Source organism: Kineococcus radiotolerans SRS30216 = ATCC BAA-149 (genome assembly GCF_000017305.1).
GTDB lineage: Bacteria > Actinomycetota > Actinomycetes > Actinomycetales > Kineococcaceae > Kineococcus > Kineococcus radiotolerans.
Genome location: NC_009664.2, coordinates 4,369,775 through 4,396,749, shown reverse-complemented (window position 1 = coordinate 4,396,749; position 26,975 = coordinate 4,369,775). Strand labels below are relative to the sequence as shown.

Sequence of the window (26,975 nt, the reverse complement as noted above, 5' to 3'; positions counted from 1 at the left end):
CCGGGCCAGCGCGGTGCAACAGGTGGGTCAAGAAGCGAGTGGAGGAGCCGATGGAGGATCCGGTGGTGAGCGGGTGTCGTCGAGGTCGAAGACGGCGCCCGACGACGTACCGCGGCCGGCGCACCCGGGGGCCCTGGACAGGCGCGGTCCACGCACCGGGCCACGTGGGCGGCCTTCTCGGCGAGGGTGCCGCGTCCAGGGGCTTGGAGCATTCCCGCTCCGGAGCTCGACCCGGTTTCCCGCAGAGTCTGCTCACTGCGAGGCACCGGCTCATTCCGCGGGGACCGGCAGGTGTGCCGTAGGTGGCCGGCTTCCTGACGACGTCAACTCGGTTCGTGGGGCCCCCTTCGTGCGGTGGCGAGCCCGAGTCGAGTGGATCACGCACGTGACCCGACAGGGTTTCCAGCGTCGGCTCGTCCTCTGCTCAGCGGCCGCCACGCGCTCCACCCCCGGCACAGGACGTAGGCCAGGACCCCGCTGAGGACCAGCCAGCCATCGACCAGTGCGGTCTCTCGCGCACCGGGCACGTTGCCGAGAGTGAGAGCGAAGACGGTGATGGCAACCTTGTGGACGAAGATCAGCTCCCACGCTCCGGGGACCTGGCGCGGCCACACGGTCACCAGAACCCACAGCGAGAAGAAGACCAGGAACCCGAAGGTGCGCCAGGCGTTCACGATCAGGTCCTCAGGCGTGGCCTGGAACATCGTGTAGATGCCGTACCCCAGCGCGATGAGCGTGAGGAAGGCGTTGAAGCTCGTCACTACCCGACTGACGCGATCGGCCAGCACACTGCGCTGACCCGGGACCGCGTCGTTCGGTGCAGCAGTCATACCGTTCACTTCTCCTCGTCGTCGTTCGGTGGGGCGCGCCCCGCCGAACTGGTTGCCGGTCGTGGTGGTGGTGCAGATGCCGCGGGCCCGCGGAGAGGGCAACACCTCGACCTCGGCCACCACGCCGCCGGCGCTGTCGGGCGCTTGGACGCTCTGCGGTGGTGACGTGATCTGCCTCGTGATCCGTTCGTGGTGCGTCTGGTGGCCAGCTCGAGCGCACTCGGCGCCCGTGAGCCTGTGCGGCTCGGCGTCCTGGACGGCTCGGTCCACGCTCTGCTGGTGCTGAAGCGGGCTCGGTGAACCAGGCGGCGGTCCTCCAGACCTGCACCGTGGAACGTCGACACCTCCTCGGCACAACGCGCAAGGACCAGGTCGCCCCCCTTGCAGCGCCGGCCCTGATCCCTGATCGCCGCACCGAACTCAGGGCGTCATCGATGTCGGTGACGTCCAGTTGATGACGTCGGGTCGATGACGTTCATGCGTTCGACCAGCGCTGGGCCGATGGCGCAGCTGGGCGGGTGGGTCAGGTGCTCGAACAGGCCCACGAGGTCCCCCAGGACAAGGAGGTAGCTGCGGGTGCCGCCACCCCCGTGGTCGTGACCCACGACGCAGGACCCGGCCGGTGGGATCGTCTCGTCGATGGTGCGCCAGCCCGCCTGCGCGGCCCGACCTGCTCGAGGTCGTCGTGAATCCCGGCCTCACACGCGGTCGAAGAGGACCACGATCTCCTCCTAACGTCGGTAGGATCTCTAACGTTGTTAGCGTCGCAGGGGGGAGGGAGGGCTGTCAAGGCTGCAGCTACCGTCTGGAGGACTCACCGAAGCGGAGCAACGGAGGACCATGCCCAGTAGTGAGCGGCGGGCTCGGGAACGGGCGGACGTCCGTGAGCGGATCATCGCGGCGGCGATGAAGATCCTCATGGCGGAGGGGACCGCCGCCCTGACGATGCGGCGGGTCGCCAGCGACATGGACTACACCGCGCCGGTCATCTACCAGCACTTCGCCAACAAGGACGCCCTCATCGCTGAAGTCGTTCGGCAAGGCTACGACGAGCTCGTGGGGCGCTTGGACGCCGTGCAGCACGCACCAGACATCGATGCGCGCCTGGCCGGCATGGCCGCGGAGTACCTGCACTTCGCCAGCGAGAACGAGCACCTCTTCGAGGCGATGAACGGCACCGCCCTGAGTGCCGACGAGCGCCGCGCCGCTGCCCAGTCAGTCATCGGCGTGATGTGGAACCTGGTGGACGAATGGGCCCAGAGGCACCGGGTCGAGCTCGAGATCGACGAAGCCTGCGACATCATCTGGGGCACGCTCTACGGCGTCGCCACACTCGGACGCCTCGGCACTTTCGGAGAAGATCGAGCACGCCGACTCGGGGTGCAGGCCCTGGACCTCCTGCTGCGGGGGTGGCGCTGCACGACGTAGGTCCACCAGGGCCGCCCACCGGCTCCCGGCAGGTGCAGGCGATGCGGTCCGAGGAGGTGGGACGGTGGTGTCGAGCAACCCCAGGGGCCAGCCCGTCGAGTGGTCTGGGGCAGGAGTCCGTACCCCTTCCCGCCCGCCGCCAGCAGTGATCCTCCCTGGACGGGATGCAGGTGGTGACCACGGGCCAGGGACTCGGAGGTCACCAGCGTGGATCTATCCAGCACTCGGCCAGGCGCGACCGGTCAGTGCACAGCAGCCTCCAGCCGACTCCGTCGACGCCTGTTGCTCCACACCCGTCCCACGCACTAACGTCGGCCTCCGCGCGGCTGTGCGTGCGAGCTGATGTCCAGTCCGACCTGTCTGGCAGCTCGCGATGATGAGCCGTTGGAGCTTCGCGTGGCTACGGGTCGTTCATTCCCCCTTTCCGCTGCGGCAGGGCGCTATGCGCACGTTCTCGCGCTCCCCGGCGCGCTGAGGTTCTTCCTCCCCGCGGCGGTCGCGCGGCTCGGCGTGGCCGTGACCGGCGTGGCTGTGTTGTGGACGGTGCAGGGCACCTCCGGCTCCCTCGCCCAGGCGGGGGCCGCGACAGGTGCCTTCGCCCTCGCCGACGCCGCAGCGGGTCCTCACATCGCCCGCCTGATCGACCGGTGGGGACAGCGTCCGGTCGTCGCGGTGAGCGCACTCGTCTTCCTCGCAGCCGGCTCGGCGCTGATCGTGGCGTGCACGTCGTCGTCGCCAGCCACCTGGATCGTGCTCGCCCTGGCGGGGCTGACCGGAGCGACGGCGCCGCCCGTGGGAGCGCTGGCGGCAGCACGGTGGAGGCGGACGGCGGAGCCGACCGGCCTCCTCCCCGCCGCGTTCGCCCTGGAGGGATCGCTGAACGACCTGACGTTCCTCATCGGCCCCCTCCTCGTCACCACGCTCAGCGCGACCGTCGCCCCGTCGGCTGGGCTCGTCGTCGCCCTGTCGTGCGTGGCGGCCGGGACGATCGGTCTGTTGACGGCGAGGAGCTCCGAGCCGGCTCCGTCGCAGAGCACGGCCCGCAGCGTGCTCTGCGATCCCCGGTTGCTCAACCGAGGCTTCCTCACGTTGTTCGTCGCCCACCTCGCCACGGGCTTCTTCTTCGGCGGCATCGGCATCGGCATCACCGCCTTCGCACTCGCACACGATGCCGGCGCGCTGGCGGGGCCCATCGCCACCGGAAGCAGCATCGTGAGCCTACTGGCCGGTCTGGCCCACGGTGGCGCGCAACGGCGGCGCCCGGCAGAGACGATGCTGAGCGCCGCCATCGTCATCACGATCGGCTGCGCTCTGCTGGCGCTGGTGCCGGGCGTTCCGCTGATGTTCCTCGGGTACCCGATCGTCGGGGGGTGCGTCGCACTGGTGCTGATCCCGGCTTCGGAACTGCTGCAGAGGGCGACTCAGGTCTCGGTCTACACCCAGGCGATGACCTGGATCAATTCCGCGAGCGCGGCCGGGATCGCAGCATCCGCCTCCATCGTCGGCCACGCCGTCCAGGAGTGGGGCTGGCAGGAAGGATTCCTCTGGCTCTCGGCTTTGACGGCCCTCCTCCCCCTGACGCTGGTCGTCAGCTACCGGACACTACGCACCCTGCAGCATGGGGCGCCGCGGCGGTGAGCGTGCGAAACGTCCACCCACCACCGCCGCGGGCCACCGACGACCGGCGCGAGGCGCCGCCGGCGGTGGCTGATGGACCATGTGGACAACAGCGACACGCCCTGCGGACGCCGCTGGTACCGGCCGTCAAGGACGGGTGCGAGATGCACCAGACGGCGCAAGAGGACAGCTGCCCACCGAAGACGGTGCGCGAGTGGTGGCGGCGCTGGCACCGAGATGGTGTCACGGGTTTGGTGGACGAGCCCCTGCCCCACCTGCTCACGACACCCGGGAGGGCACCAGTGCCCCGGCTGCCGGCGGTCACCTGGCCCCGGGACCGGATCGGAGAGGTCACTGACGCGGTGACGATGATGCTGCTCGTCATCCGCGAGCAGCTCGAGAGCAGCACCCCTCAGGGGTGACGGGGGCTGCGTGCTGCAGGAAAGCAGGACGCGGGCGCCGGCGTCCACGCCGACACCACATACGGCTGACGGTGCTGCTCGACGGTGTCGGTTGACGCTGCCGTCGCGGGGGCGCTGGCGAAGGTCCTTCTCCCTGCTCGTGGAGACCGCCCGAACGCGCGCAGTGCCGGCGTCGAACACGACTGGTCTCCGCCCCCGCCCGGAGGGTGCGGCAGTCACTGCATCAGCGGCTCACGAGCCGCCAGCTGTTTCCGCGTCGTAGCGCTCTTGGTGCGAGCGGATCTGCGCGCTGTGCTCGATCGCCCAGGTGTACAGGTGCCCGAACGGTTCCCGCAACGATTCCCCCATCGGGGTCAGGGCGTACTGAACGCCCACCGGGGAGGTGGGAAGGACGATGCGTTCGATCATGCCGTTGCGCTCCAACCGGCGCAGCGTCTGCGTCAGCACCCGCTGCGTCACCCCGTCCAACCGGCGCTTGAGCTCGTTGAAGCGCGTCGGTTCCTCCAAGACGGCCATCACCATCATCGACCACTTGTCCGCGATCTGATCCAGGATCGGCCGGCTCGCGCAGTCGGCCCGGAAGTACCGCTGCGGATTGACCGCGAACGGGTCCGGTGCTCGCCGAGACGCCGACTCGTCAGGATCCAGCAGTGGTTGTCCTTCTCGCGAGCGAGGAGCCCGAGGTCGCGTTCCTCCAGCAGGGTCGCCGGTCGCTCCTGGGTCGGCGGTTGCCTCTGGATCGGTCTTGGAGAGAGCCACGGTGGTGTCCTCGAGGATCCTAGGGGTGTTGAGAGTGCGTTCTTGACCATCGTAACCCCACCACCCACCCTAGGTATGCAACGAATACCTAGTTGCCTCACCCGACATGATGGAGCACAACCGATGGCTCTCGGTGATCACTCGACGCTGCGCGTGAGCAGCGACCACGGCGTGGTGACGATCACGCTGGACAATCCCCCCGTCAACGTGCTCAGCGCAGTCATGATGCACGAACTCCACGAGGTGCTGAACATCCTGCGTGAGGACCCCACCGCCAAAGTCATCGTGTTCGAGAGCGCCGACCCGAACTTCTTCCTCGCTCACGTCGACATGACGATCGCCGAGCGGATGGACATCCTGCAGCAGTTGGCGGCCACCGCTGCGGAAGGGGTCAACGTCTTCCAGCTCACGGGGGAACTGATCCGTCATCAACCACAGGTCACCATCGTCAAGCTGGCCGGCACCGCGCGCGGCGGTGGCGCCGAGTTCGTCGCCGCCGCGGACATGACCTTCGCCGCGACCGAGACCGCGCAGCTCGGGCAGGTCGAGGCCCTCATGGGCATCACCCCCGGCGGCGGGGCGACTCAGTACCTGCCCGAGAAGGTGGGCCGCAACCGCGCTCTGGAGATCATCCTCACCGGCGACCTGTACGACGCCTCCACTGCCGCCGGATACGGATGGATCAACCGCGCCCTGCCCGCCGGCGAGCTCGACGCCCACGTGGACCGCGTCGCGCACCAGATCGCGACACTCCCCGACGGCGTGGTTGCCGCCGCCAAGCACGCCATGCCGCCGACGGAATTCGGCCGGGGTCTGATCACCGAGGACGAAGCGTGGGCGTCCCTCGTCGGGTCGCCCGCAGCGCAGCAGCTCATGACCAGCGCCCTCCAGCGCGGGGCACAGACCCCCGACGGCGAGCGGGACCTCGAAGGCCTCCTGCGCAGTCTCCTCCCCTGACCCTTCCAGGGCCGCAGCAGCTCTCCACCGACCCGGGCGCCCCGCGGGCCAGGGATCACCACCGCACCTGCCGACATGTCGCTCGCCTCGCTGCCCGCACGTCGGCGGGGGCGGACAGCCCATCAGCGGCACGTGCACCGATCACCAGAACGGGCGCCCGGGTACTGCTTCAGTCCCCATCGACCCAGCCCGAGTCAACCCAGCAGGGTCAACCCAGCCAGGCCGGTAGAGCACCCCACCTCGACTCGGTCGTCGCCTCGCCGGCTCCCCCGCCCGAGGCGAGGACCGCCCCAGCCCTCGCGCACACCCCGTCGGCACTCACCACCTTTCCCACCCCCACCCCTGGCGCCACGCAACGATCGCTTCCCCACGTGGGACCGTGTTCGCCGATCAGCGTCGTCCCCGCAGACGACAACCGGTGTCGGAAGCTGCAACCACCCAGCGCCTCGAGACCCCTGATGTTCGACTCCGCCTCTAACCCCTGGCGCACCGCCCCGTGTCCCCGTGCTGGCGCGCGAGTAGGGCACCGCGGGCCGCTGGGGCGGCCGAGTTCGTCAGTGGTTGCTTAGCAGCGGGTCCCCCCCGCTTGCGGTCGAAACCCGCCGCCTGCAGAAACCGAGTCGGTGTTCCCGCCGAGAGCTACCGTCCCCCTCCACGTTCCCCGGAGAAAGTACTCCGCCGCCGGGGCTTGGCGGCCCCACCGTCGAGACATCCCCACCATCGCCGCCAGCATGAACGCACCCCCTGAAACCGGTGGATATGCAGGTAGTTGAAGTCCCTCTACTGCGCCAGTGCCGGCTTTGAAGCCGCCCGTTCCTCTGCCCGTCATCAGGAATCAGTCGATACCGGCCGGGATAGTCACTGCACCGGAATAGTCGCTACAAATGATTTGGCGGCACCAGCCCCGCCACCGAACGCATCGTCTTCACCCTCGGTGGCGACGCTCACGAGATCGACCTCACCAGCGACCGCGCCCGCCAACTGCGCGCCAGTCTCGACGTGTTCATCCAGCACGCCCGCCGCACCGGCGGACAGACCATCGGGCACCGCGACAACTACCGGCGCACGACACTGGCCCCAGACCACCGCAGCATCCGCTCTTGGGCCCGCACCCACGGCCACCCCGTCCCCGTCACCGGCCGCATCAGCCCCACCCTCCTACGCGCCTACCACGACGCCCACTGACCCCCGTCCGCGCCAGCCCCGCGCCAGACCACGGAGCGGCCCTCTCCGTCCGTGAGCGCCGGAGGGGCCGGCGAGGACCCGGGAGGGTGGGCTCACGGCAGGGGCAGCTGGTGATCACGAGGACCCCCGGCTGCGAGACCAGCGACGTGACCGCGAGACCGGTGACGTCACCGATCAAGTGATCGACATGTCCGCGTCTCAGGACGTTGCGAGCGATGTCCTCGGCGCCGATGACCCCACCCGCTAGCGAGGTGCCATCGCTGCTTCCACCGACGTGGCAGAGGGTCTTGGCGCCCCAGGAAGCATCCCTGCGACTCTCGCCATGCTCCAGACCCCGTGCCATCAGCGCACCGGTGTGGCAGGCTCAGCCCAGGGTGAAACGGAACAACCTCTCAGCCCGATGATGTTGCATCCACCGGACTGAAGGACACCCCGGTGAACCGGCAGCTGTAACAGGCACTTGAGCAGACGTCTGAGCAGGCAGGAGTGACGACGTGCCCCGCACCACCAACCGCGGCAGCCGCGTCAACATGCGCCGCGCCACCACCGTCGGCCTGACCGCCCTCGCCACCCTCACCCTCATCCCCCTGCTCACGCCGGCCAAGCCCACCGAACGCGCCCTGCTCCTGCTCGCCGCGGTCCCGGCTGCCGTGCTCTTCGGGTACCTCGCCGGCTACGCCGCTGGCTCTGCCACCGACCTCAACGCCGCGCAGCAGGACCTTCAGCTACAGGCCGCTCAACTGCAGGCCGCCCAGCGCAGCACCTCCACCACCGCCCCGCCCGGGGCACCGGTCATCAGACTCATCACTGAGCCCGTCTCCCCGTCGGGGACCGGCTCACCCGTAGGCAGCAGCCACCTCGCCGTCCTCGCCCGACCCCCAGCCCAGCAGCAGCACGAGCAGCAGCAAGGGCTTCACCTGGTGCCCACCCCCAGCCGCGGAGCCACCTCGCCTGCCGCCGATGACGCCGCCAGCGGGTGCGGCAACAGCAGCCCCCACCTCAGCCTCATCATCACCCAGCCCCCCGCCAGCTGACAGACCAGCGCGGCTCGAGCACTCCCCTCGAGCGAGCAGCACCACCCCGACCGTCCCACCGGCCGCCTCACCAGGCCCGCCACGTTCGGCAGGACACCGAGGCCGCAGACACGGCTCACGGGCACGGCTCACAGGCAGCAGGGCCACCCGCGCCTCCCGTAGCCCCCTCACCGCACTCCATCCCAAGGCTCCCCGCCCCGAACTACCCACTCAAGGACCCGCCATGACCGAGACCCCCACCCATCAGCCCGCGAGCGCCAGCAGCAGTGCCGGCGCCGACGCTGTCACCAGCATCACCGCCCTTCCCCGCGACGACGAAGATCCCGCCACCCGCGCCGCCCGAGCCCGCCAGAGCAACGCCCAACGCGCCGCCTACGCCGCTCAAGCTCTGCAACTGCACACCCACGTCAGCAGCAGCACCACCGACGACATGCAACAAGCCCTGATCGAGCTGCTCACCGACCTGCACCACCTCTGCCACACCTGCGACCTCGACCTGGCCCCTCTCCTGCAGACCGCCCACCTCATCTACGCCACCGAGACCCAAGCCGCCTGACCCGCCTTGCTACGACGAACCGCGACGAACCCCGACGGACCCCGACGGACCCCGGCGCAGCCCCGCTGGGCCGGTCTCACCCAACGCCCGAGCGCCGCAGGTGCACCTCGACCACCGCACCCTGCCCGCTGCACCCCGACCACCTCTGCACGGCACCACCCGCAGACTCGCCGAGAAGCAGCCGGAGCTCCGCGCCCATGGGTAGCGCTGCTTGACAATCCAACGCGATCTTGGGATAATCTTCTACATCACCCCGCAGCGGCCCACGGCCCGCGGGGTTTCGTCATCTTCAGAGGCCCTCCAGCCCAGCCCTGGCCACTTCGCCCCAGCCCGCTGCCGCACAGCTGGCCGCCACCTAGCCGCTCCCTGATCACCACGCTGTCCGAGCCGAACGCCCGGATGCGGCGCGTGCCCGCACGCGACCTCGAGCCCCCCAGCCACGACGCCGGTGCTCCCACCAGCACCGCGGTGGACCTCCCCGCCGGCTACAGCGAGCTGCTCGAGCAGCTCGAGGTCCGCGCCGCCACCTCCCGCGTGCGCGCCGCGCGCGCCGCCAACACCGAGCTGTTGCATCTGCACCACTCCACCGGGCGCGACATGCTGCAGCGTCAGCACGACGCCGGGTGGGGAGCCGAGGTCATCGACCGCCTCGCCCACGACCTCCGCGACGCCTTCCCCGACCAGCGCGGCTCCTCCCGCGCCAACCTGCACTCCATGCGCGCCTTCGCCGCCACCTGGCCCGACCAGGAGTCATTCGTCCAACAGGCTGTTGGACAGTTGCCCTGGGGCCACATCACCGTCCTGCTCGCCCACACCAAGGACCCCGCCGTCCGCGACTGGTACGCCGCCGCGGTGGAGCACGGCTGGTCGCGCAACGTCCTCACCCACCAGATCATGAGCCATCTGCACCTGCGTTCCGAGGCCGCGCCCTCCAACTTCGCCACCCAGCTCCCCGCTCCGGACTCCGGACTCCGGACTCGCCCAGCAGCTCACCCGTGACCCTCACGTCCTCGACCACCTCACCCTCAGCGACCGCGCCTCGGAGAAAGCGCTGGAGCAGGCGCTGGTGGACCGCCTCGAGCAGACCCTCACCGCCTTCGAACCCGGCTTCCTCGGCCAACTCGGCACCTACGTCGCCGTCGTCGACGATCAGGTCCGCCACCACGACCTTCACTCCCCCACCGTCGGGATCCTGCTCTGCACCGGCCGCGACGAAGCCGTCGTCCGCTACTCCCTCGCCAGCGCCGCCACCCCCCTCGCCGTCGCCACCTACGACACCCTGACCCCCGAACAACGCGCCGGGCTGCCCGGCCCGGCCGCGCTCACCGCCGCCCTCCACGACGTCCTCATCCGCACCAGCACCGCGGACCACCCGCCCGCTAGCGCAGGCACCCCACGACGCCACCCGACCTACCGCTCACTTCGATGACCGAGGTCAAGCTGGCGTCCTCCCATCCACACCAGCTACCTTGATCAGGTCGCCCCTCTGGTGAGCGGCAGCGCCCGCTGCCCGACCAGATCGAGGCGGCAAGGAGATCACCGGTGAACGACTCGCCGACCCCCCGCATCCACCCCCGCCTGGCGGAGTGGCCCCGCAACCTCCACCTCCGCTGGTGCGGCCCCGACGACGTCGCCGATCGCCTTCACCTGCAGCCAGGCCACCCCGGCTTCCTCGTCGTCGGCGATGAGGAGGGTGTCCTCCTCAACTGGACCGACACGTCCAGGATCTTGCAGTTCCACGGTCACCTCGAAGCCGACTGGCTCGAGGTGGTCTCCGAGCAGGAGCACCAGCAGGCCAGTGAGCAGTTGCGGGCCTCTACCTGGTCCGGTTTCCCCCTCGACGGCGAAGCCTTCATGGCGGCCTGGCACGCCGAGCCGCACCTGCACCACCGCCTCGATCATCTGCCGATCTGCAGCTACGTCCGCTGGTGCGGCCCCGACGAGGTCGCCCGCCGTCTGCACCTGCAACCAGGCCACCCCGGACTGCTCGTGGCCGCCGACGAGGCCCACGCCGTCATCGACTGGGCCGATGTGCCCGAGGTCCTGCAGTACAACGGCCGCTTCAACCCCGACTGGCTGCAACTGATCACTGAGCAGGAGCACCAGCAGGCCAGCGAGCGGCTGCGGGCCTCGGGCTGGGCCAGCTTCCCCTGGCGGGACGAGCAGGCGATGGCCACCTGGGGCGAGGACCCGTGGATCACCGGCGGTGAAGCCTTCCCCGCGGGGACACGGGTGCGCTTCGCCAGCGAGCAGGTCAGCGGTGACCGATCGATCCGGGACAGCCTGGATCTGCAGCCGGATCACCCCGGCACGGTCATCAGCAGCGGGGAGAAGCACGCCATCGTGCACTGGGTGGACGCCACTGGCGTCTACGAGCACGAGGGCGTCATGGCCCCGGGATGGCTGGACGCCATCGACGAGGAGGACTACCAGCGTCGGGCCCAGCTCCTCCGCAGCTCCGGCTGGCGCGGGGTCTACCGCCACGTCGCTCCTGGCTTCGAGTAGCTCAGCCCATGGAGGCGATTCGCCCGGCCCTGGGTGTCGCTCGACGTCACGGTCATCCCGCGATGAGCGCGCAGCAGCTCAGCCGAAGAGGTCGAAGGCGCGGATGAGGATGTCGGTCCCGATACCCACACCCAAGGCGAGCGCCAAGCGACGCCACCACGCTCGGCTGCCCACCGGACGAAGGCCGGGTTCTTCGACGAGCCGTAGGCGCTCCGCCACCCGCCACGCACGAGACCGCTGTCGCTCCACGTCACCAACGTAGGGATGAGCGCGGTGCGTCGCCCACCCCGCGATGAAGGACTGTCACTGACCTCGAAGTCCCCGCAAAGGGCAGGACGTACGACCTCACGGTCATCCCGCTGTCACGGCCTGACCGCTTCCCGCCCTCTCATCAGGGGACGACCACGCTGGCCACCGCGCAGGGGACCTCCTGACCGGGCCACGTGCCGCTCAACGTAGGACCGGCTCCCGGCGTGGCGGCAGCGTCGACGACGCGCGGCAAGGTGATCCTGACGCCGGCGTCGATCGTGGTCGTGGTCCCCTCATGGGTGACCGCCGGCGCCGTCAGAGCCGGGACGCCGCCCGAGGAGCCGCTGCCGCGCACGTGCGTCGTGGTCGGCTCCAGCACCAGTCCTCGCTCGGTGGCGGCGTACAGGTCGGCCTCACGCCCGCCGGTGACGATGGTGGCGACCAGGGCGCTGACGTAGACGGGGTCGTGGCAGGCGTCGTAGATCCAGCGGTCGCCGAGCGTGGTGTGCGTCATCGTGGTGATCAGTGAGTCGTCAGCTCCCGCGCGGGGGGCGCCGCGGTAGGTCAGCGGCACCTGCAGCACCTGCCCGTCGGCGGTGGCCAGCAGGTGCGTCTCCATCCCCACCTGACCGTCGGGGTCGTCGAAGCGGTAGGACCCGAGCTTGGTCAGGACGGAAGTGTCGGCGTTTCCGGTCCAGGTCTGGTGCGGCACCCATGCCTGCAGCAGCTCCAGCTTGGTCGGCACGATCGTCGCTGGGTGGTGGACGGCCATCGAACAATCCTGGCAGGAGGTGAGTCACCACCACCTGCACTTCACGGTCATCCCGCGTCGAGTGCGCAGCGGCCGGCGGTCGAAGCCCTCACACCTCCGCCGCCCCGGCGTTCCTGCTCGCCGTCGGTCGGGACCCGACACGGGACCGACGGAGGCACTGCTCGAACGATCGGTACGCCGGTCCTCCGACCGCACCCAGCACGATCCGTCGGCATCGGCGTCGGGCCGGTGTGGGCGTTCGCTCAACCCTTCGGCGCGACGGCACGTCCTACGGCGGCGGCCAGGGCCGTCTTGCGTCGTTCGTGCACGGCCGCGGGTTCGTCCACCCCGGCGGAGAGCAGGATGCTGGCCGGGCTCCACGCCATCGCCAGGGCCACCACGAGGGACAGCACGTCGGCGGCGTCGAGGTCGGGGTCGACGTGCCCGTCGCGCTGGGCCGCCGCGATCACTGCCACCTTGGGTGCGCTGTGGTCCACGCCGTCGGCGAACAGGTCCCCGCCGCCGCCGTGGCGCTCCAGCCGGGACCAGGTGGCTAGACGTACGACCTGCGGGTGCTGCAGGTAGGCGTCGTAGAGGGCGGTGGCGTAGCCAGGCAGGTCGGCGCCGTCCAGGGGTGCGGCGTTGACGATGAGCTCGAAATGCTCTTCGAGCACGGCGTCGAAGAGGCCGTCCTTGCTGCCGAAGAAGCCGTACATCTGCGCCTTGTTCGAGCGCGCCGCCGCAGCGATCCGGTCCACCCGTGCTCCGGCGATGCCGTGGGCGGCGAACTCCTCGGTGGCGGCGTCGAGCAAGCGGCGCCGGGTCGCTGCAGCATCTCGCACCCCACCAGGCTACTCGCAACAGACTGGTCGGTTGCTCCACAGGCCCTGAGGAGCTACGGTCGCTACCAACCAGTTGGTAGCTCACCCCGGAGGCGATGTGCCCGATCCCACCGGCCAGGCCGTGCACCGCGTGCTCGACCTCGACCGGTCCTCACCGCAGCGCAACGCACCATCGACATCGCCACTACCGGCGCCCGCACCGGAGTCCCCCGCCGCATCGAAACCTGGCTCTACGCCGACCAAGGCCGGTGGTTCCTCAGCGGCCTGCCCGGCCCGCGCGGCTGGTGCGCGAACCTGCTGACCGATCCGCACCTGATCGTCCACCTCGAGCACGGCGTGCGCGCGGACCTGCCCGCCGTGGTCACCCGCATCGACGACGCAGCAGAACGCCGACGGATCTTCTGCGCCTTCGTCGCCGACCTCACCCAGCCGCCCAACCCCGCCCGCCTGCCCCGCCCCACCCACCTGCAGGACGGGGAAGCGGGCAGCCCGCTGCTCGAGCTCCACTTCGGGGTGTTCAGCACCACCACCCCCGCGACCACCCCCGCGACCACGACCGACACCACGAATCAAGGAGACACCCCGTGCGCACTGTGACCGCCTACCAGGCCCCCGCCCCGAACACGCCTCTGCACCCCACACGGATCACCCGCCGCGACGTGCGCCCCGACGACGTCGCGATCCGCGTCACCCACTGCGGGGTCTGCCACTCCGACCTGCACGCCCTCAACGATCTCGCAGGCGTCTTCCCCCTGGTGCCGGGCCACGAGTTCGTGGGCGACGTCATCGCGGTCGGTTCGCAGGTGCGCGATTTCACCGTCGGTGACGCCGTCGCGGTCGGCAACATCGTCGACTCCTGCGGGGAGTGCGACATGTGCCGGGCGGAGCAGGAGAACTACTGCCGGGAGTTCCCCACGTTGACCTACGGCGGCCGCGACCGTCACGACGGGACCCCCACCCACGGCGCCTACGCAGGTGAGTACGTGGTGCGCGACCGCTTCGCCTACCACCGCCCCGCCCACCTCGACCCCGCCGGCGTCGCACCCCTGCTGTGCGCGGGGATCACCGTGTGGGAACCGCTGCGTCGCTGGAACGTCGGCGCCGGCACCCGCGTCGGTGTCGTCGGGCTCGGTGGGCTGGGACACCTGGCGGTGAAGCTGGCCGTGGCCCTGGGGGCGCAGGTGAGCGTCTTCACCACCTCAGCCGCCAAGGCCGACGACGCCACCCGGCTCGGCGCGCACTGCACCGTCCTCTCCACCGACCCGGCCGCGATGGCCGCAGCCCAGGGGTCGTGCGACCTGGTGCTGGACTGCGTCCCCGCTCCCCACGACCTCGCTCCCTACCTGCAGGTGCTGGCCCTGGACGGCACCTTGTGCTCCCTGGGTCACCTCGGCCCGGTCACCGTCGAGACCACCGCCCTGCTCATCGGACGCAAGTCGCTGGCCTCCGCGGGCAGCGGGGGGCACCGCTACACCCAGGACCTGCTGGACTTCGCCGGCCGCCACGGCATCACCGCCGACGTCGAAGTGGTCCCCTCCGCGCAGGTCAACACCGCCCTGCAGCGCCTGGCCGCCGGTGACGTCCGCTACCGCTTCACCCTCGACCTTTCCGACGTACACCCCTCGTGACCTCGATGCGGCCGAGGACGCTCAAGGCCACCAGTCCCGGACCGGCAGTGCTGATCGGTTCCGCGGTTCGGACACTCGCCCGACTCCACCTGAACGTCCTCCCGCGGTGGGAGCCGACACCCACCACCGGCGATCTCGACCCCCTGCACCGTCCCTGCGCCTCAGGCACGTCCGGTCGCCCGTTCAGCGCGCCGTCGGGGTCGGTCGACGGCGGCGCGGTCGCGCTCTGCACACCGCAGGCAGTCGGAGCGGTGGACGTGACGGAGCGAGCGAACTGGTCGACGGGGCGCATCCGTGAAGTCGCCGCCCGCCCCCTGCGCGTGTCAGCTGGTGGTTCCGCTGACGTCGAAGGCCTGACCCCTCCGGCTGTTCGATCGAGGTCAGGCCTCCCGCCGCGCCGTCGGCTCGACGCAGTGCCACCTGCCGACCTGGCGGGGCGGGCACGGCCGGCTCCCGAGGTGAGAGACCCGTACGCAGACTCCTCCCCACCGAGTCATCAGGTGGTGCTGCCACCGCGCCGGGTCCAGGGCACGAAGGACTCCAGTGAAGCACGAGCACGCCGCAGAACGAAGCGCGCGGTCATCCCGCGTTGCCCGCGTTTCGAGGAAACCCGTCAGGCGCCCACCAGGGCCTGCACGATCGCGTCACGATCGTGCATCCACCCGATGTGCCCCGCCTCCGGCAGCCGGTGCAGCACACCGTGCGGCAACGCCGACACCGCGGCCTCAGCCGCGACCAGCGGAACAGCGACGTCGTGCTCCCCGTGCCACCAGGTGACCGGGACGTCCACCTGCGCCGGCGCCACCGGCCACGGGCTCCGGACCAGCAGCGCGTCCCGCACCCACCCCTCGGTACCGCCCGCGAGCGCGTCGGCGACCCCGTCGAGCAGTTCAGCCCGCAGCGACGGATCGGCCAGCACCTCCCGGTCCAGGCGGGGCGCCTCGACGCCCAGGCGGTCCACCGCCGCTGCGGGGTCAGCGCGCAACGCCTCCGCCGCGCCCTGCCACGCCTCCACCGGGGGCGGTGGGCCAGGTCGCGCCGGACACGATTCCCACGTGCGGCACCACCTCCGGGCCCAGATGGGCCGCGGCGGCGAAGGCTACGGCCGCGCCACCGGAGAACGCCAGCAGCCGAACCCGGGCGACGTCGAACTGCTCCAGCAGCACCTGCACGTCGACGGCGTCGCTGAGCAGGTCCCGGTCGGGGTGCGGGATGGAAGTGCCGAAGCCGGGGCGGTCGTAGGAGAGGACGCGCACGGAGTCCACGACAGGGGCGGTGCGGGCGCTGCCGGTGTTGCCGTGCAGCCACAGCAGTACCGGCGCGCCGGTCGGGCCGGTGCTGCGCCACGACAGCGATCGCCCGCCGGTCGAGGAGGCTCGGCCGTCACGGGTGGTCGAGTCGGTGCCACCGGTTGCCACGTCCGCGACCCTAGGGGCTGGTGACCACCAGAGTGCGGCAGCCGGGGCGACTTCCGGTCATCGCGCGATCCGTGCGGAAGGCTTCAAGCCCGCCGAACTGCTGTCACGGCTGGCGCCGGTCATGACGGCTGCGCGCGGCGCCGGTGAGGAGGGAGGACGGGGGGACGAACACGGTCAGACTCCTCAGCGAAGGAGACGAGCCGTGCAACCATCGTCGGTGCGCCGCGGCGTCCACCCGACGTCACGGCCATCCCACGTCCGGGCTGGGCCATGGCCGGCTGCGATCCGGCGGTCGTGTCGAAGGACGCGCGGTCATCGAGACGCTTAGGGTGCCTCTCGCGTGAGGCTGACGCCGCCCGAGTGGCTAAGTTCTCCTCATGACGGTCATCGTCGAAGTGGGCGGCTGGGAACACGAGTGCTGCGGACCCGCCATCGAACGCGGCGACTTCGTCACCTTCACCTGCATCCGCTACCTGCAGCCCGGCGGCCGAGTACGGCTCATCGAGAGCCACCACGACCTCGGCCCCAGCGAGCGGATCCGGGGGCGGGTGCTCGACATCCACGTCGTCGAGCAAGCAGGAGCGACCCGCCCCGTCCTCCGTGTGCCGAGCGGCGCCGCCTTGTGCGGGGACGACCCTGAGGATGCCGGGCACCTGCAGGACCCTGGGACCGGTGAGGTTGCCCCGTCCGACAGCACCGACTTCCTCATCACCGTCTCGACCGGCAGGTAGCGTTCGTTGCACGGCAGGAGCCGCCGGCAGCGCGGGTGGCCTCCAACCACCGCGCGGTCATCCCGCGAGCGTGGACGTTCCGTGGACGTTCATGATTCGCACCTGGCCGGAGTCAGCCGCCCGCGCGGTCCCAGCGGTAGCGCGCCCCGTGGATGAACACCGCGTGCACCGTGGTCAGCAGGAGCCACCCCGCGAACACCACGAACCACCACACGGGCAGAGCGTCGGTCCCCGACGACGCAGCCTGGACCATCGCAATCGTCGTCGAGAGCACCAGCACGTTGGTGCTCGCCCCGAAGAGCAGCGCGTCCTCACGCAGCCGGCGACGCAGCTCCCCCTCCCGACCGGCCTCGATCCAGCGCTGCTTGTCGGGGACGTTCACCCACTCCATCGACATCCGCGGCATCCACCACGCCAGGGCCGCGAACAAGCCCGCCATGCCCAGGGTGAGCAGAGCCAGGAACGTGACCGCCTCGGTGCGCGAGCTCCAGTCGTCGGCGTCGCCGCCGGCGCCGAAGTGCGTCGGCACCCGCTCCGGCAGCAGCCCCGCAGCGATCACCACCGCCGCGGCCGCGAGCACGGTGGTGACGGCGAAGACGACAGACGCAGTCTTGCGGTACACGGTCCCGACTCTAACGACGTCGTCGTGCGTCTGACCCCGGTGTGTGCAGGTGGGCGCGTCGCGGTCGAGGCTCGAGACGCTCCCGGGGCGAGGCGGAGGTCCGCGGTGCAGCAACTGGATCAGGTTCTGTGAACGCCCGCGATGAACCGCGCCGGAAGATCGAGTGGAGTCCCAGCGACGTCACTTCAACCGCAGGTGGCGGCGAGTCCCGCGGTGACTGCTGCACTGGTGGGTTCGGTCAACGGGTCACGCGCGGGATCCGCCGCCGTCCCCGTCCACACCAGCGCCGCCTGGCGCTGCCCATCGGGAGAGGACAGGGCCAGGGCGCGGTAGCCGACCCCGTTGCCGCGCTGACCGAACACCAGCTCCGGCGTCTGCCCCGCCGGCACTGGGAACGTCCCGCAGGGGTCCCCGCCGGCGAGCAGGCCCAGGCCGTAGCCCTCGACACCGATCTGCTGCATCTGAGCCACCCCCTCGGAGGAGACCAGTTCGCCGCTGAAGAGGGCGCGGAAGAAGGCGTTGAGGTCCGGGGCGGTGGAGATGACGGCCGCCCCCGCATCCCACGCCGAGGGCTCCTGCTCAGTGGTGTCCAAGCCACCCGGTCCCGGGCCGGTATCGGGGAACTGGTAGCCGCGCAGCGCGTCGGTGGGCATCGAGGTGTCGGAGGGGTAGCTGGTGTCCTGCATCCCAGCCGGGGTGAAGACCCGCTGCTGCAGCACCGTCGCGAGGTCATCGCCGGTGACGTGCTCGATGAGCATCCCCAGGACGGCGTAGTTCTCGTTGGAGTAGGAGAACGCCGCCCCCGCCTCGTTCGTCCACGGCAGGGCCAGCGCGGCGGCGACCCGCTCCTGCGGGGTCCAGCTGCGCCGCACGGAGTCGAGGAGGCGCTGAGCGGAAGAGGTGTCGAACACCGGCGCCGAGGGCAGCCCGCTGGTGTGGTTCAGCAGCTGACGCACGGTGACGCCACGTTCGGCGGGCAGGACACCAGGCAGCACCGAGTCCACCGGGTCGTCGAGACCGAACTCCCCTTCCTCGGCGAGTTGCACCACGACGGTGGCCACCATCGACTTCGTGGTGCTCGCCACCCGCGCGGGCGCGTCCACCGCCGATGTTCCTCCACCGGCGTCCACACCCGCGTCCGTGCTCGCACTGGGGGCGAGGGTGCCCGCGCTACCGGCCCAGGTCCGGTCCCCGTCGCGCACGTGCAGGACCGCGCCGACCGCGCCGGCCGCCACCGTGGCGTCGACCGCGGTACGCACCTGCGGCGGCAACGGCTGCACGGGGGTAGCGGTGACGGTGATCGAGGAACTGAATCCGGACGCGGAGGCGCCGGCCGTGGCGGCGCGGTCATCGGAGGGGGCGGGGCTCGACGTGCTCGTGCAGCCGGTCAGCAGGAAGGTCACAGCGGCGCAGAGGGTCAGGACGCGTCGATCGGCCATGCCACGATGTCGATCGAGCTACATCTTCCTGCTCCCCGAGGCTCGCGGGGACCGGCACCACCTCCAGGGGCCGGGTCTGCGGCAACCGTCTGACGAGAGCTCGGACAGGTCCGGCACAGCCTCTCGGTGCGGTGACGACCGCCCACGCCCGCGCGTTGACCTTCCGCCTCACCCTCACCGGACTCGCCGCCCACGCCGCCAACCGCCACCTCGGCATCAGCGCCGGAGACTGGGCCAGCACCGTGCCCGATCGACTGGTGGCCGGAGGGCGGTTCGGCGTGCGACTGGGCGAGGCGGTGGAAGTGGCCCGAGCGGCGTTCGAGAGCTGCGTCGCCGCCGCGTGCGCGACCCACCCCTGGCTGGCTGAGCACCCCGCACAGGTGGAGTGGGTCGGTCAGCAGGTGCCACCACGGGTGACTGGGGTCGGCCCCGGCCTCGGTCGGCCCTCGGCGATCCGTGGGCGAGTTTCCGCTTCAGCCCCGCGGACCAGGCCATGAGCGGTAGTGAGGCGCGGGTGATGGCGGAGCCGACGGGAGTGCTGCTGGCGAGGATGCGGTTGACGGTGGTCATCGACAAGGCGGTGACGGCGCTACCGCGGTGGCGCATGTCGGCTTCGAAGGTGCTGACGGCGGTATGCAACGTCTGGGTGCCTGCCCGGACCGTTGTCAGTTCCTCGACCAACCGGTGGGCGTCGATGATGGCCGTGCCCGCGCCCTTGCCCGCTGTCGGTGGAGTGGCATGGACGGCGTCGCCGAGAGCGGTGATGGCACCGGCCGGCCAGGGCGCCATGTCGCGTGCGTGCTCGGGTCCGACGTTGAAGCGGTAGGCGGCCATGGACTCGACGCTCGTGCGGGCGATGACTTGCAAGGGGGGCTCGCCCCAGCCGGCAGCGCGCAGAGCCTCGATGGTCGTCTGGAGCAGCTGGCTGCCTCGCTGCTCACGCAGGCCCTCCGGTGCGGTGGAGTCGGGGAACATCGCCCCCCAGATGTAGGTGGGGCCGGTGGTGATGGCTGCTCGCGCGTGAGCGGCGTCCAGAACCGCGAAGCCGTCCGGGTCGAGGTAGCCGGTGTAGAGGGCGGTGCCGCGGGGTCCGACGGTCAAGCTCGAACGCGGCCCGAGGCGCGCGGCTTCGGCCGGGTCGAGATCAGCCACCGAGGTCCGCCCGGAGATTCCGGTGAGACCGGCCGGGCGGCTCGTCAGGTGCCCGGCCAGGTGGCGCACGACGAGGGAGTGCGGTCCGTCGGCACCGACCAGCAGGTCGCCGTGGGCGGTGCTGCCGTCGGCGAAGCTCGCACGGACCCGCCCGCCTGGACCGGGATCGCGCTGGACGGCGGTGCAGGTGCTGCCCAGGACGAGGTCGCCGCCGACGGCCTCGGCCAGGAGCAGGCGCAAGCTGATGCGGTCGATGTCGATGCTGTCGGGGTCCAGCCCTTTGACCTCCAGCTCGCCGAGGAGGCGGCCTCGCCAGTCGAACCAGACGTCGGGGGGTCGACGGCGCACCGCGGAGGCCGAGGCGAGCAGCTTGGCGAACAGGGAAGGCTCCAGGAGCGCCCGCAGCGCGTTCTGCGCGGGGGTGTCGAGGGTGATGTGGTACCCGCCAGTGGCGGCCGGGTCGAGGTCGCGGTCGTGGACGACGACGTCGAAGCCCCTCCGGCGCAGCCCGGCGGCGAGCGCGAGCCCGCCGATCCCCCCTCCGATGACGACGACGCGCAGGGGCGGCGGGGCGGTGACCGTCTCCCGAGTGGATGCGTCGTGGGTCGGCGAGATGGTGTCCATGGCGCCACCATGGACACCGAAGCGGTCACCGAGTGGCCACTACGTCAGGAGGAACGGTGGCTACGACGTCAGCTCGCGCGCTGAGCCTGCTCTCGATGCTCTCCAGCGGCTCCACCGTGGCCGGTGAGGAGATCGCCCGCCGCCTCGGGGTCTCTCAGCGCACGGTGCGCCGCGACGTGGAGACCCTGCGCGAGCTGGGCTACGCCATCGAGCCGGTCAAGGGCGCCGGTGGCGGGTACCGGCTCGGACCGGGCGGGTCGCTCCCCCCGCTCGTGCTGGACGAGGAGCAAGTGGTCGCCATCGCGGTGGCCCTGCAGACCACCTCCGCCGTGCTGCGCGGGATCGAGGAGACGAGCCGACGGGCCCTGCAGACGGTTCGGCAGGTCATGCCCCGCCGGCTGCGCCTGGACGCCGACGCCTTCACCGTCACCGCCCTGCCCAACCAGTGGGAGTTCCCCGCCCCCGCACCCGAGGCCGACCTGGTCCGCGCCGTCGGCACCGCCGTCCGTCAACGAGTCCTGCTGCGCCTGGACTACGACGGCACGGACGACGACAGCACGGACGACGCAGGTCCCACCTCGCGGGTCCTGGAACCCCACCACCTCGTGGTCTGGGCAGCCCGCTGGTACCTCGTCGCCTACGAGGCCACGCACCAGCACTGGGACGTCCTGCGACTCGACCGCATCACCCACCCAGAACTCACCGGCGTGCCCTTCGTCGAACGCGACCTGCCCGAGGGTGGGCCCGGAGCGCTGGTCCAGCGCACTCCCGCACGCGGGGACCGCCTCGCACCCTGGCCCTGCACCGGCTCGGCCGTCCTCGCCCTGCCCGCTGAACTCGTCGCCCAGTTCGCCCCCGGCGGCGCCGTCGTGCGCGGCCTCGATGAGGACCGCTGCGAGCTGTCGATGGGTGCCTGGTCCTGGATCGGGCTCGCCGGCCTGTTCATCACCTTCGGCAGCCCCATGACCGACGTGCAACCATCCGAGCTGCGAGCTGCCTTCACCCGCGCCGGCGAGCACCTCAGCGGCAGCGCGACCTCAGGTCGCACGCAGTAGCGCGCAACCGGCGTGGGCCGCCCGCCCCCGACCGGCCCGAGGGTCGGGCAACCTCCCGGTCATCCCGCCGTCCGCGCGATCAGCCCTTCATCGGGACGGGTGGACACTGGCCTCATCGGCTCCACCCCTCCCGGAGCCGGGCGACGTCCCCTCGCAGTTCCCCCAGCGCACCACCGCCGCCACCGCCACCACGCACGACGATCGAGCCCCACGCCTCGTGCGCGTCGACGAGCAGCTCACCGTCAGCCGTCCCCCACAACCGCTCCGGATCAGCCCCCGGCGACCCGCCCAACGCCGATGCTGAGAAGGCGCCGCCCCAGCGGCAGGGCGAGCCCGACGACCGGGTCGAGCCAGCAGCCGTAGCCACCGGCCGATCTGCCCGAGTGACGTCGCCCTCAATCCGATCGGCCCGCCACCGCTGCGCCCACGCCAGGACCAGCCGCCACGTCTGCTCCAAACGCTCGTCCTGGACGCCGTCCGCCAGCAGCTACCAAGCCTCCGGTAGATCACGCTCCTCTAGCGGTAACAGCTGCTGCTCGTAGCGGACCAGCCCGGAGCTGGGGTGCAGCAGGTAGCCATCGCGGGGCCAGGCATCGCTGACGCTTCACGATGTACCCGCGACCGAGTACGAGACAGACGCACGGTCATCCCGCAGACAGGACGCGATCGCCGCCGCTCCGATGAGACACCGGGCTGTGACAGCAGCGAGACTGCTGATGCGTCCCCGCAGCGACGCGATCACCGGCGAGGGGACAACATGGGCGGAAGGACACGAGCGGTGCGGCGGGTCGCCGGCCTGACCCTGGCGCCGTACGCCCTCTGCAGCTGCGGCAGCGCGCCCAACGCCACCTCCCCCGAAGAGAGCAGCCAACCCGCACTGGTGCTGACACCTTCTCAAGAGAGCGCCGTCGCAGCGCTGACTCACCCGGAGTTCGCCCGTCGCGGCAACCCTCTGGGGTTGCTCAGCACCACCCAAGACCTCGTAGGCGACACCCTGGCGTGTGATGAGGTCGCCGAGCACCTCGGCATCCCGATCCCGACGTTCCCGATGCTGCAGGAACGCGGCTTCACCCTGACCTGCGGCAGCTCGGAGGGCACCGATGTCTTCGAGCACCCGGTGCCCTCAGCGGCCGACCCACCTGCACCGCCGGGCGACCCGGCGGCCGACGTCCACGGCGTGACCATCGCCTACCTGCCCCCAGGTGTCGACGTCGACGGCACGCCCTTCGACGAGGCCCGCAGCCGGGGGCTGGTGTGGATGACGATCCTCTACGGCGGTCACATCGCTGAGCCACCCAGCCACCCAGCTGCCTCGGCGACCAGCGAGCCGCCCCGTTCGGACTTCACCACCCTGCGCTGGCGCAACGGCAACGTGCTCGGGGTGCAGTACATGGATCCTGGGGACACCCGCATGGCCTGGCGCGCCACCGCAGCCGGCCACGTCTTCGCCGTCAGCGTGGACACCTCCAGCGACCCGGTCGCTGGGGTCGCCCTGCTGAAGGCCGGGGTCGACCTCCCCACGTGACCCTCCGTGCGGTCCACGCCGACTCCACGGTCATCCCGCGGTCCGGGCGGTCGTACGCGGCTGGCGAGAGGCGTGCTGTCGTGGGGCGCGACGATCTGCACAACGCAGCCCCGCGGGCGGGGCGGGCTCGACCAGAAGCTGTGGCCTGCCTGTCAACCGTCCACGACGCGCTGGCGTCTGGAAGGGTGACCCAGCCAGACCAGCGTGAAGGACGGCACCGGTGCAGAAGCTCGGGCAGGACTCCCAGCAGGGCCCTGACCCCACCTCACGGGCACAGCCCACCCCGCGAGGGGATCGCGACTTCGAGGACTGGGCCCTCGCCCACGCCGACCAGCTGATGCGCACCGCCGTCTTCCTCACCGGCGATCACCACCTGGCCGAGGATCTCCTGCAGGACACCCTGGAGCGCACCTACCTGCACTGGCGCCGGGTGCAGGAACCCGCCGCCTACGCCCGCACCGTCATGGTCCGAGCCGTCACCGACCGCTGGCGCCGGCGGGGGCGCCGCCCCCGCGAAGTGACCCTCGACGGTCTCTGGCCTGAGCAAGGCAGCGGCCACGACATCGCAGCCCCCGGCTCCAACCGCCGCACCAGCCACGACATCAGCCACGACACCGCGGAACGCTACGCCGAGCAGGACGAGGCCGTCACCGCGCTGCGACAGCTCTCCCCGCGCCAACGCGCGGTGCTGGTGCTGCGCTACTACGAGGACTGGACCGAAGCCCAGATCGCCGATGCGCTGAACTGCTCCACCGGCACGGTCAAGACCCAGGCTTCCCGCGGCTTGAGCCGACTGCGACAACTGCTGGACACCTCCCGCGCCGACCCACCCGGCTCCGAGCCGCCCCGCGTTGACCCGCCCCGTGCCGGAGCCGCCCAGGGAGCGCGGACCCGTTCGTCCGCCGCGACAGCACCACCATCAGTGACAGCAGCCGCGGCGGCCCCTGACGTGACGCCATCTGCCGCGACGCCACCTGACCTTGCCGTTCCCGGCACGCACCCGGTTCCCTCGCACGAGGAGCGCACCCGATGAACCACCACGACCCCCACGACCCCCACGACCCCCGCGACCTGGGCGAGGACCCCGGCGAGGCCATCGGTGCTGACGACCCGACCGCACGGCGTCTGCGCTCAGGCCTGGACGCGGCCGGCCGCGGCCTGCACGCCCCCGCCGGCATCGCTGCTGCGGCTCTGCGCGGGGGCCGGCGCCGACGCCGGCAGCGCCGCGCCGCCGTCACCACCCCCCTCGCCCTCATCGCCCTCGCCGCGGCGGGACTGAGCTGGCAGCAGCCGTGGAACAGCGAGCAGGTGCGCACCGTCCCCGCCGCAGACCAGGTCCGCGACGGCCAACGCGCCGCCGCCACCGTCGACGACGTCCTCGCCCAGCTGCCCATCGCCACCCGCGACGGACTCGACCTGGGCGTGAGCGAGCAACTCCTCATCGACCGATGCCTGACCGATCAAGGGGTCACCATCCAGCGCAGCCCCGTCGCCGTCGACACCGGCGACCGTGTCGGGGAAGCGGCCCGCCGTGGGCGCGACCTCGATGACCTGTCGGCGTGGAGCACCCACGCCAGCACCTACGGCGTGGCCAGCTCCATCCGTGCCGTCCTCACCGACCCCGGCTCCGGCCAGCTCGGCGACTTCATCGACGGCGTACCCGACGGCTACTACCAAACCCTGACCGGAACCCCGGCGCGGGAGCTGACCCTGCCCGTGGAGGACAACGGCAGCCTGACCGTGACCACCAGCGGCTGCGCGGGCCAAGGGGTCGAGCAGCTGTACGGCATCGACGCGGAGACCTACACCCGCACCTACGTCGCGGTGCGGGGCCTGCCCGAACAGCTGCTCGAGGACGTCGCCGGCGACAGCGCCCTGCGGGTCCCGCTGGAGGAGTGGTCGCAGTGCATGGGCACCCGCGGCCACCAGGTCGCCACCCCAGCCGACCTGCCCGTGCAGGTGCAGACCTTGCGTCGTGACCTGCTGACCGACCAACCCGACGGCACCCGCGCCACCGAGGCGGATCTGGACACCTTCACCACCGCCGAGGCGGCGCTGGCGAGCGCCGACCGTGACTGCAAGGACACCAGCGCCCTGGGATCGGCCTTCGCGCAGGCCCTGGTCCGGCACTGGGCGCCGCTGGCCGAGGAACACGCCGGTGAGCTGGCTGCCTACCGTCAGATGCTTCAGCACGCGCACGCCGTCGCCGCTGAGCTCAACCCTGTCGACCCGGCACCAGCCAGCTCGCCCGCCACCTCCCTCACCACGTCCGCCACCACCCGCACCGCCGACCCGCAGCTCCTCGCCACCGCCGCCTTCCGTGACGCCCTGCTCAGCATCGACCCGGACCTGGTCCGCTACTACGCGGTGGGCACGATGACCAACGGCGACACCGGGCAACGAATCGGCTGGTGGATGACTCACCAAGACCCCCGCAGCACCCCCCAGGCCACCCTCACCGTGCAGATCGGGCACCTGGCCGACGAGACCCCCGGCTCAGAACGCACCACCTGCCAACCCCAGGCGCAATGCACCGACGAGCAACTACCTGGCGGTGCTCGGCTGGTCACCACCCGCACCTTCGACACCCGTCTCGTGCGAGAAGATCAAGTCCCCGGCGGTCAGCTGCAGGGCTGGCACACCACCGTCAGCGTCATCCACCCCGACGGACGCGTCGTCAGCGCCGACACCAGGCTGGACGCCACCACGAAAGCCCAGCTGGCAACCGGGAACTCCTTCGACTCCCCCCTCACCAGCACCGAACAGCTGCGCGCCTTGGCCGTTAACCCCGCCTTCGCCGAGGTGCCCTGGCCGTGAGCGGAACCGTTGGAACATCCCGCGGTCCGGGCGGGCGCTGGACGGCGGCGACGTCACGGTCATCTCGAGTTCCGGATGGTCGATGCGGCGCGGCCAGCACGCCGAACGGGTCAGACGGTGATGCCCGCGGCAGCCTGGTCGCGATGGACGACCTGCTCTTCGACGCTGCCGCCTCACTCGACCGGCCGCTGGCGGCCGAAGCGATCAGCGGCCGCCGCGGCGTCCACGGGTTGTACGCCTACACCTGGGGTGAGACGCAGCAGCCGCCGACGATGCCGCAGCGCCGCTGGTGGTGGGACGAGCAGATGCGATGGCTCACCACTCACACCCGCGTCCTCGACCCGCACCACGGCAGGCCAGCCCACCACCGCTGACAGCGCACAGCCCCACCGCAGGTGGCACATCTTCGCCGACCTGGATGAGCAACGACAGCGTTCCAACCGCTCGACCTTCTCCTCTCCCCGCCTCAACGCCTCAGCGCTTGTCGATGGACGTCTCCGTCTGCACCGTGACCTGCGTACGAGTCGTGGTGTGCGTGCAGATCCACCCCACCTCGCCGGCAGTACCCGTCACCTCGAACGCCTCCACTGCCCCCGACGCCGCCTCATCCACGTCTTCGACCTCGTCGACCTCAGCGTCCTCGCGCCCGTACTGGCTGACCGCCAGTTGCCGACACGCTGTGCTAGCCGCCTCACGGGGCTCGAGATCGGCCGTCCCACCGCAGCCGGCGATCAGCAGCGCTCCAGAGAGCACACCCACGCTTCTGCGCCACGGCTTGGCTGCCCACAAGCCACTCAGCTCACCACCCTGCGCGCCGCCCCGCGCAGAC

27 protein-coding genes are annotated in these 26,975 nt (G+C 71.1%); 17 read left to right on the top strand and 10 right to left on the bottom strand.

Annotation, left to right across the window (positions count from 1 at the left end; translation table 11 throughout):
- Nucleotides 1-377: 377 nt before the first annotated feature.
- Nucleotides 378-1,100 carry a hypothetical protein gene (locus KRAD_RS24680; protein ID WP_049821335.1) on the bottom strand — a complete coding sequence of 241 codons (723 nt, stop codon included), beginning with the start codon at nt 1,098-1,100 and terminating at the stop codon, nt 378-380.
- A 570-nt stretch (nt 1,101-1,670) separates the two neighbouring features.
- Between KRAD_RS24680 and KRAD_RS21005 the strand changes: the two genes are divergently transcribed.
- Nucleotides 1,671-2,258 (top strand): TetR/AcrR family transcriptional regulator, encoded by a 588-nt coding sequence (locus tag KRAD_RS21005; protein WP_012087695.1) that lies wholly within the window; start codon nt 1,671-1,673, stop codon nt 2,256-2,258.
- Nucleotides 2,259-2,642: 384 nt separating this feature from the next.
- Nucleotides 2,643-3,896 (top strand): MFS transporter, encoded by a 1,254-nt coding sequence (locus KRAD_RS21000; protein ID WP_162145149.1) that lies wholly within the window; start codon nt 2,643-2,645, stop codon nt 3,894-3,896.
- A 632-nt stretch (nt 3,897-4,528) separates the two neighbouring features.
- Here the strand turns inward: KRAD_RS21000 and KRAD_RS27855 are convergent.
- On the bottom strand, nt 4,529-4,852 hold the full coding sequence (locus KRAD_RS27855; RefSeq protein WP_049821558.1) for a winged helix-turn-helix transcriptional regulator: 324 nt from the start codon (nt 4,850-4,852) through the stop codon (nt 4,529-4,531).
- Nucleotides 4,853-5,179: 327 nt separating this feature from the next.
- Between KRAD_RS27855 and KRAD_RS20985 the strand changes: the two genes are divergently transcribed.
- The 7 genes from KRAD_RS20985 (at nt 5,180) to KRAD_RS20955 (ending at nt 11,293) form a co-directional block, all read left to right on the top strand.
- Entirely contained in the window at nt 5,180-6,013 is an 834-nt protein-coding gene (locus tag KRAD_RS20985; protein WP_012087690.1) for an enoyl-CoA hydratase/isomerase family protein, read from the top strand.
- Nucleotides 6,014-7,012: 999 nt separating this feature from the next.
- A complete protein-coding gene (locus KRAD_RS20980; protein WP_012087687.1) occupies nt 7,013-7,198 on the top strand; it encodes an Lsr2 family DNA-binding protein in 186 nt (61 codons plus the stop codon).
- 494 nt (nt 7,199-7,692) lie between these two features.
- Nucleotides 7,693-8,232 carry a hypothetical protein gene (locus KRAD_RS20975; RefSeq protein ID WP_012087686.1) on the top strand — a complete coding sequence of 180 codons (540 nt, stop codon included), beginning with the start codon at nt 7,693-7,695 and terminating at the stop codon, nt 8,230-8,232.
- Nucleotides 8,233-8,455: 223 nt separating this feature from the next.
- The gene (locus tag KRAD_RS20970; RefSeq protein WP_012087685.1) at nt 8,456-8,788 is read left to right on the top strand and encodes a hypothetical protein; all 333 of its coding nucleotides are present in this window, start codon (nt 8,456-8,458) and stop codon (nt 8,786-8,788) included.
- A gap of 399 nt (nt 8,789-9,187) precedes the next feature.
- Nucleotides 9,188-9,787, top strand: a complete 600-nt coding sequence (locus KRAD_RS26695) for a DUF1016 N-terminal domain-containing protein (RefSeq protein WP_012087684.1) — start codon at nt 9,188-9,190, stop codon at nt 9,785-9,787.
- Between the two features lie 67 nt (nt 9,788-9,854).
- Entirely contained in the window at nt 9,855-10,217 is a 363-nt protein-coding gene (locus KRAD_RS26690) for a PDDEXK nuclease domain-containing protein (protein WP_012087683.1), read from the top strand.
- 113 nt (nt 10,218-10,330) lie between these two features.
- Nucleotides 10,331-11,293, top strand: coding sequence for a hypothetical protein (locus KRAD_RS20955; protein WP_012087682.1), 963 nt, complete (start codon nt 10,331-10,333; stop codon nt 11,291-11,293).
- Between the two features lie 391 nt (nt 11,294-11,684).
- Here the strand turns inward: KRAD_RS20955 and KRAD_RS20950 are convergent, their stop codons facing one another.
- Nucleotides 11,685-12,314, bottom strand: a complete 630-nt coding sequence (locus KRAD_RS20950) for a CG0192-related protein (RefSeq protein ID WP_012087680.1) — start codon at nt 12,312-12,314, stop codon at nt 11,685-11,687.
- A gap of 242 nt (nt 12,315-12,556) precedes the next feature.
- Nucleotides 12,557-13,135 carry a TetR/AcrR family transcriptional regulator gene (locus KRAD_RS20945; RefSeq protein ID WP_012087679.1) on the bottom strand — a complete coding sequence of 193 codons (579 nt, stop codon included), beginning with the start codon at nt 13,133-13,135 and terminating at the stop codon, nt 12,557-12,559.
- A 336-nt stretch (nt 13,136-13,471) separates the two neighbouring features.
- On the opposite strand from KRAD_RS20945, the gene KRAD_RS26685 reads away from it, so the two are divergent.
- Together KRAD_RS26685 and KRAD_RS20935 are read left to right on the top strand one after the other, a co-directional pair.
- Nucleotides 13,472-13,732, top strand: a complete 261-nt coding sequence (locus KRAD_RS26685) for a hypothetical protein (RefSeq protein ID WP_012087678.1) — start codon at nt 13,472-13,474, stop codon at nt 13,730-13,732.
- Nucleotides 13,720-14,763 carry an NAD(P)-dependent alcohol dehydrogenase gene (locus tag KRAD_RS20935; RefSeq protein ID WP_012087677.1) on the top strand — a complete coding sequence of 348 codons (1,044 nt, stop codon included), beginning with the start codon at nt 13,720-13,722 and terminating at the stop codon, nt 14,761-14,763. The genes KRAD_RS26685 and KRAD_RS20935 overlap by 13 nt, the downstream gene beginning before the upstream one ends.
- 613 nt (nt 14,764-15,376) lie before the next feature.
- Here the strand turns inward: KRAD_RS20935 and KRAD_RS24675 are convergent.
- Together KRAD_RS24675 and KRAD_RS20925 are read right to left on the bottom strand one after the other, a co-directional pair.
- The gene (locus KRAD_RS24675) at nt 15,377-15,748 is read right to left on the bottom strand and encodes an alpha/beta fold hydrolase (protein ID WP_157873683.1); all 372 of its coding nucleotides are present in this window, start codon (nt 15,746-15,748) and stop codon (nt 15,377-15,379) included.
- The gene (locus tag KRAD_RS20925) at nt 15,738-16,181 is read right to left on the bottom strand and encodes an alpha/beta fold hydrolase (RefSeq protein ID WP_049821333.1); all 444 of its coding nucleotides are present in this window, start codon (nt 16,179-16,181) and stop codon (nt 15,738-15,740) included. The genes KRAD_RS24675 and KRAD_RS20925 overlap by 11 nt, the downstream gene beginning before the upstream one ends.
- A 377-nt stretch (nt 16,182-16,558) precedes the next feature.
- Between KRAD_RS20925 and KRAD_RS20920 the strand changes: the two genes are divergently transcribed.
- A complete protein-coding gene (locus KRAD_RS20920) occupies nt 16,559-16,912 on the top strand; it encodes a DUF6578 domain-containing protein (protein ID WP_012087676.1) in 354 nt (117 codons plus the stop codon).
- A gap of 112 nt (nt 16,913-17,024) precedes the next feature.
- Here KRAD_RS20920 and KRAD_RS20915 read toward each other — a convergent pair whose 3' ends face one another.
- From KRAD_RS20915 to KRAD_RS20905, 3 genes are all read right to left on the bottom strand, one after another.
- Nucleotides 17,025-17,534 (bottom strand): DUF1648 domain-containing protein, encoded by a 510-nt coding sequence (locus KRAD_RS20915; RefSeq protein ID WP_049821332.1) that lies wholly within the window; start codon nt 17,532-17,534, stop codon nt 17,025-17,027.
- Nucleotides 17,535-17,719: 185 nt separating this feature from the next.
- Nucleotides 17,720-18,973, bottom strand: coding sequence for a serine hydrolase domain-containing protein (locus KRAD_RS20910; protein WP_012087674.1), 1,254 nt, complete (start codon nt 18,971-18,973; stop codon nt 17,720-17,722).
- 216 nt (nt 18,974-19,189) lie between these two features.
- Nucleotides 19,190-20,749: an FAD-dependent oxidoreductase gene (locus tag KRAD_RS20905; RefSeq protein WP_012087673.1), complete on the bottom strand. Its 1,560-nt coding sequence runs from the start codon at nt 20,747-20,749 to the stop codon at nt 19,190-19,192.
- 56 nt (nt 20,750-20,805) lie between these two features.
- Here KRAD_RS20905 and KRAD_RS20900 point away from each other — a divergent pair, with 56 nt between their 5' ends.
- The 5 genes from KRAD_RS20900 (at nt 20,806) to KRAD_RS20875 (ending at nt 26,520) form a co-directional block, all read left to right on the top strand.
- The gene (locus KRAD_RS20900) at nt 20,806-21,804 is read left to right on the top strand and encodes a helix-turn-helix transcriptional regulator (RefSeq protein WP_012087672.1); all 999 of its coding nucleotides are present in this window, start codon (nt 20,806-20,808) and stop codon (nt 21,802-21,804) included.
- A 778-nt stretch (nt 21,805-22,582) separates the two neighbouring features.
- Nucleotides 22,583-23,329, top strand: a complete 747-nt coding sequence (locus KRAD_RS20890) for a hypothetical protein (protein ID WP_041292297.1) — start codon at nt 22,583-22,585, stop codon at nt 23,327-23,329.
- 220 nt (nt 23,330-23,549) lie between these two features.
- On the top strand, nt 23,550-24,362 hold the full coding sequence (locus KRAD_RS24670; RefSeq protein ID WP_012087669.1) for a SigE family RNA polymerase sigma factor: 813 nt from the start codon (nt 23,550-23,552) through the stop codon (nt 24,360-24,362).
- The gene (locus KRAD_RS20880; protein ID WP_012087668.1) at nt 24,359-26,146 is read left to right on the top strand and encodes a hypothetical protein; all 1,788 of its coding nucleotides are present in this window, start codon (nt 24,359-24,361) and stop codon (nt 26,144-26,146) included. Before KRAD_RS24670 ends, KRAD_RS20880 begins: the two co-directional genes overlap by 4 nt.
- 143 nt (nt 26,147-26,289) lie before the next feature.
- On the top strand, nt 26,290-26,520 hold the full coding sequence (locus KRAD_RS20875; RefSeq protein ID WP_041292296.1) for a hypothetical protein: 231 nt from the start codon (nt 26,290-26,292) through the stop codon (nt 26,518-26,520).
- A gap of 100 nt (nt 26,521-26,620) precedes the next feature.
- Here KRAD_RS20875 and KRAD_RS20870 read toward each other — a convergent pair whose 3' ends face one another.
- Nucleotides 26,621-26,899 carry a hypothetical protein gene (locus KRAD_RS20870; RefSeq protein ID WP_041292295.1) on the bottom strand — a complete coding sequence of 93 codons (279 nt, stop codon included), beginning with the start codon at nt 26,897-26,899 and terminating at the stop codon, nt 26,621-26,623.
- Nucleotides 26,900-26,975 lie beyond the last annotated feature (76 nt).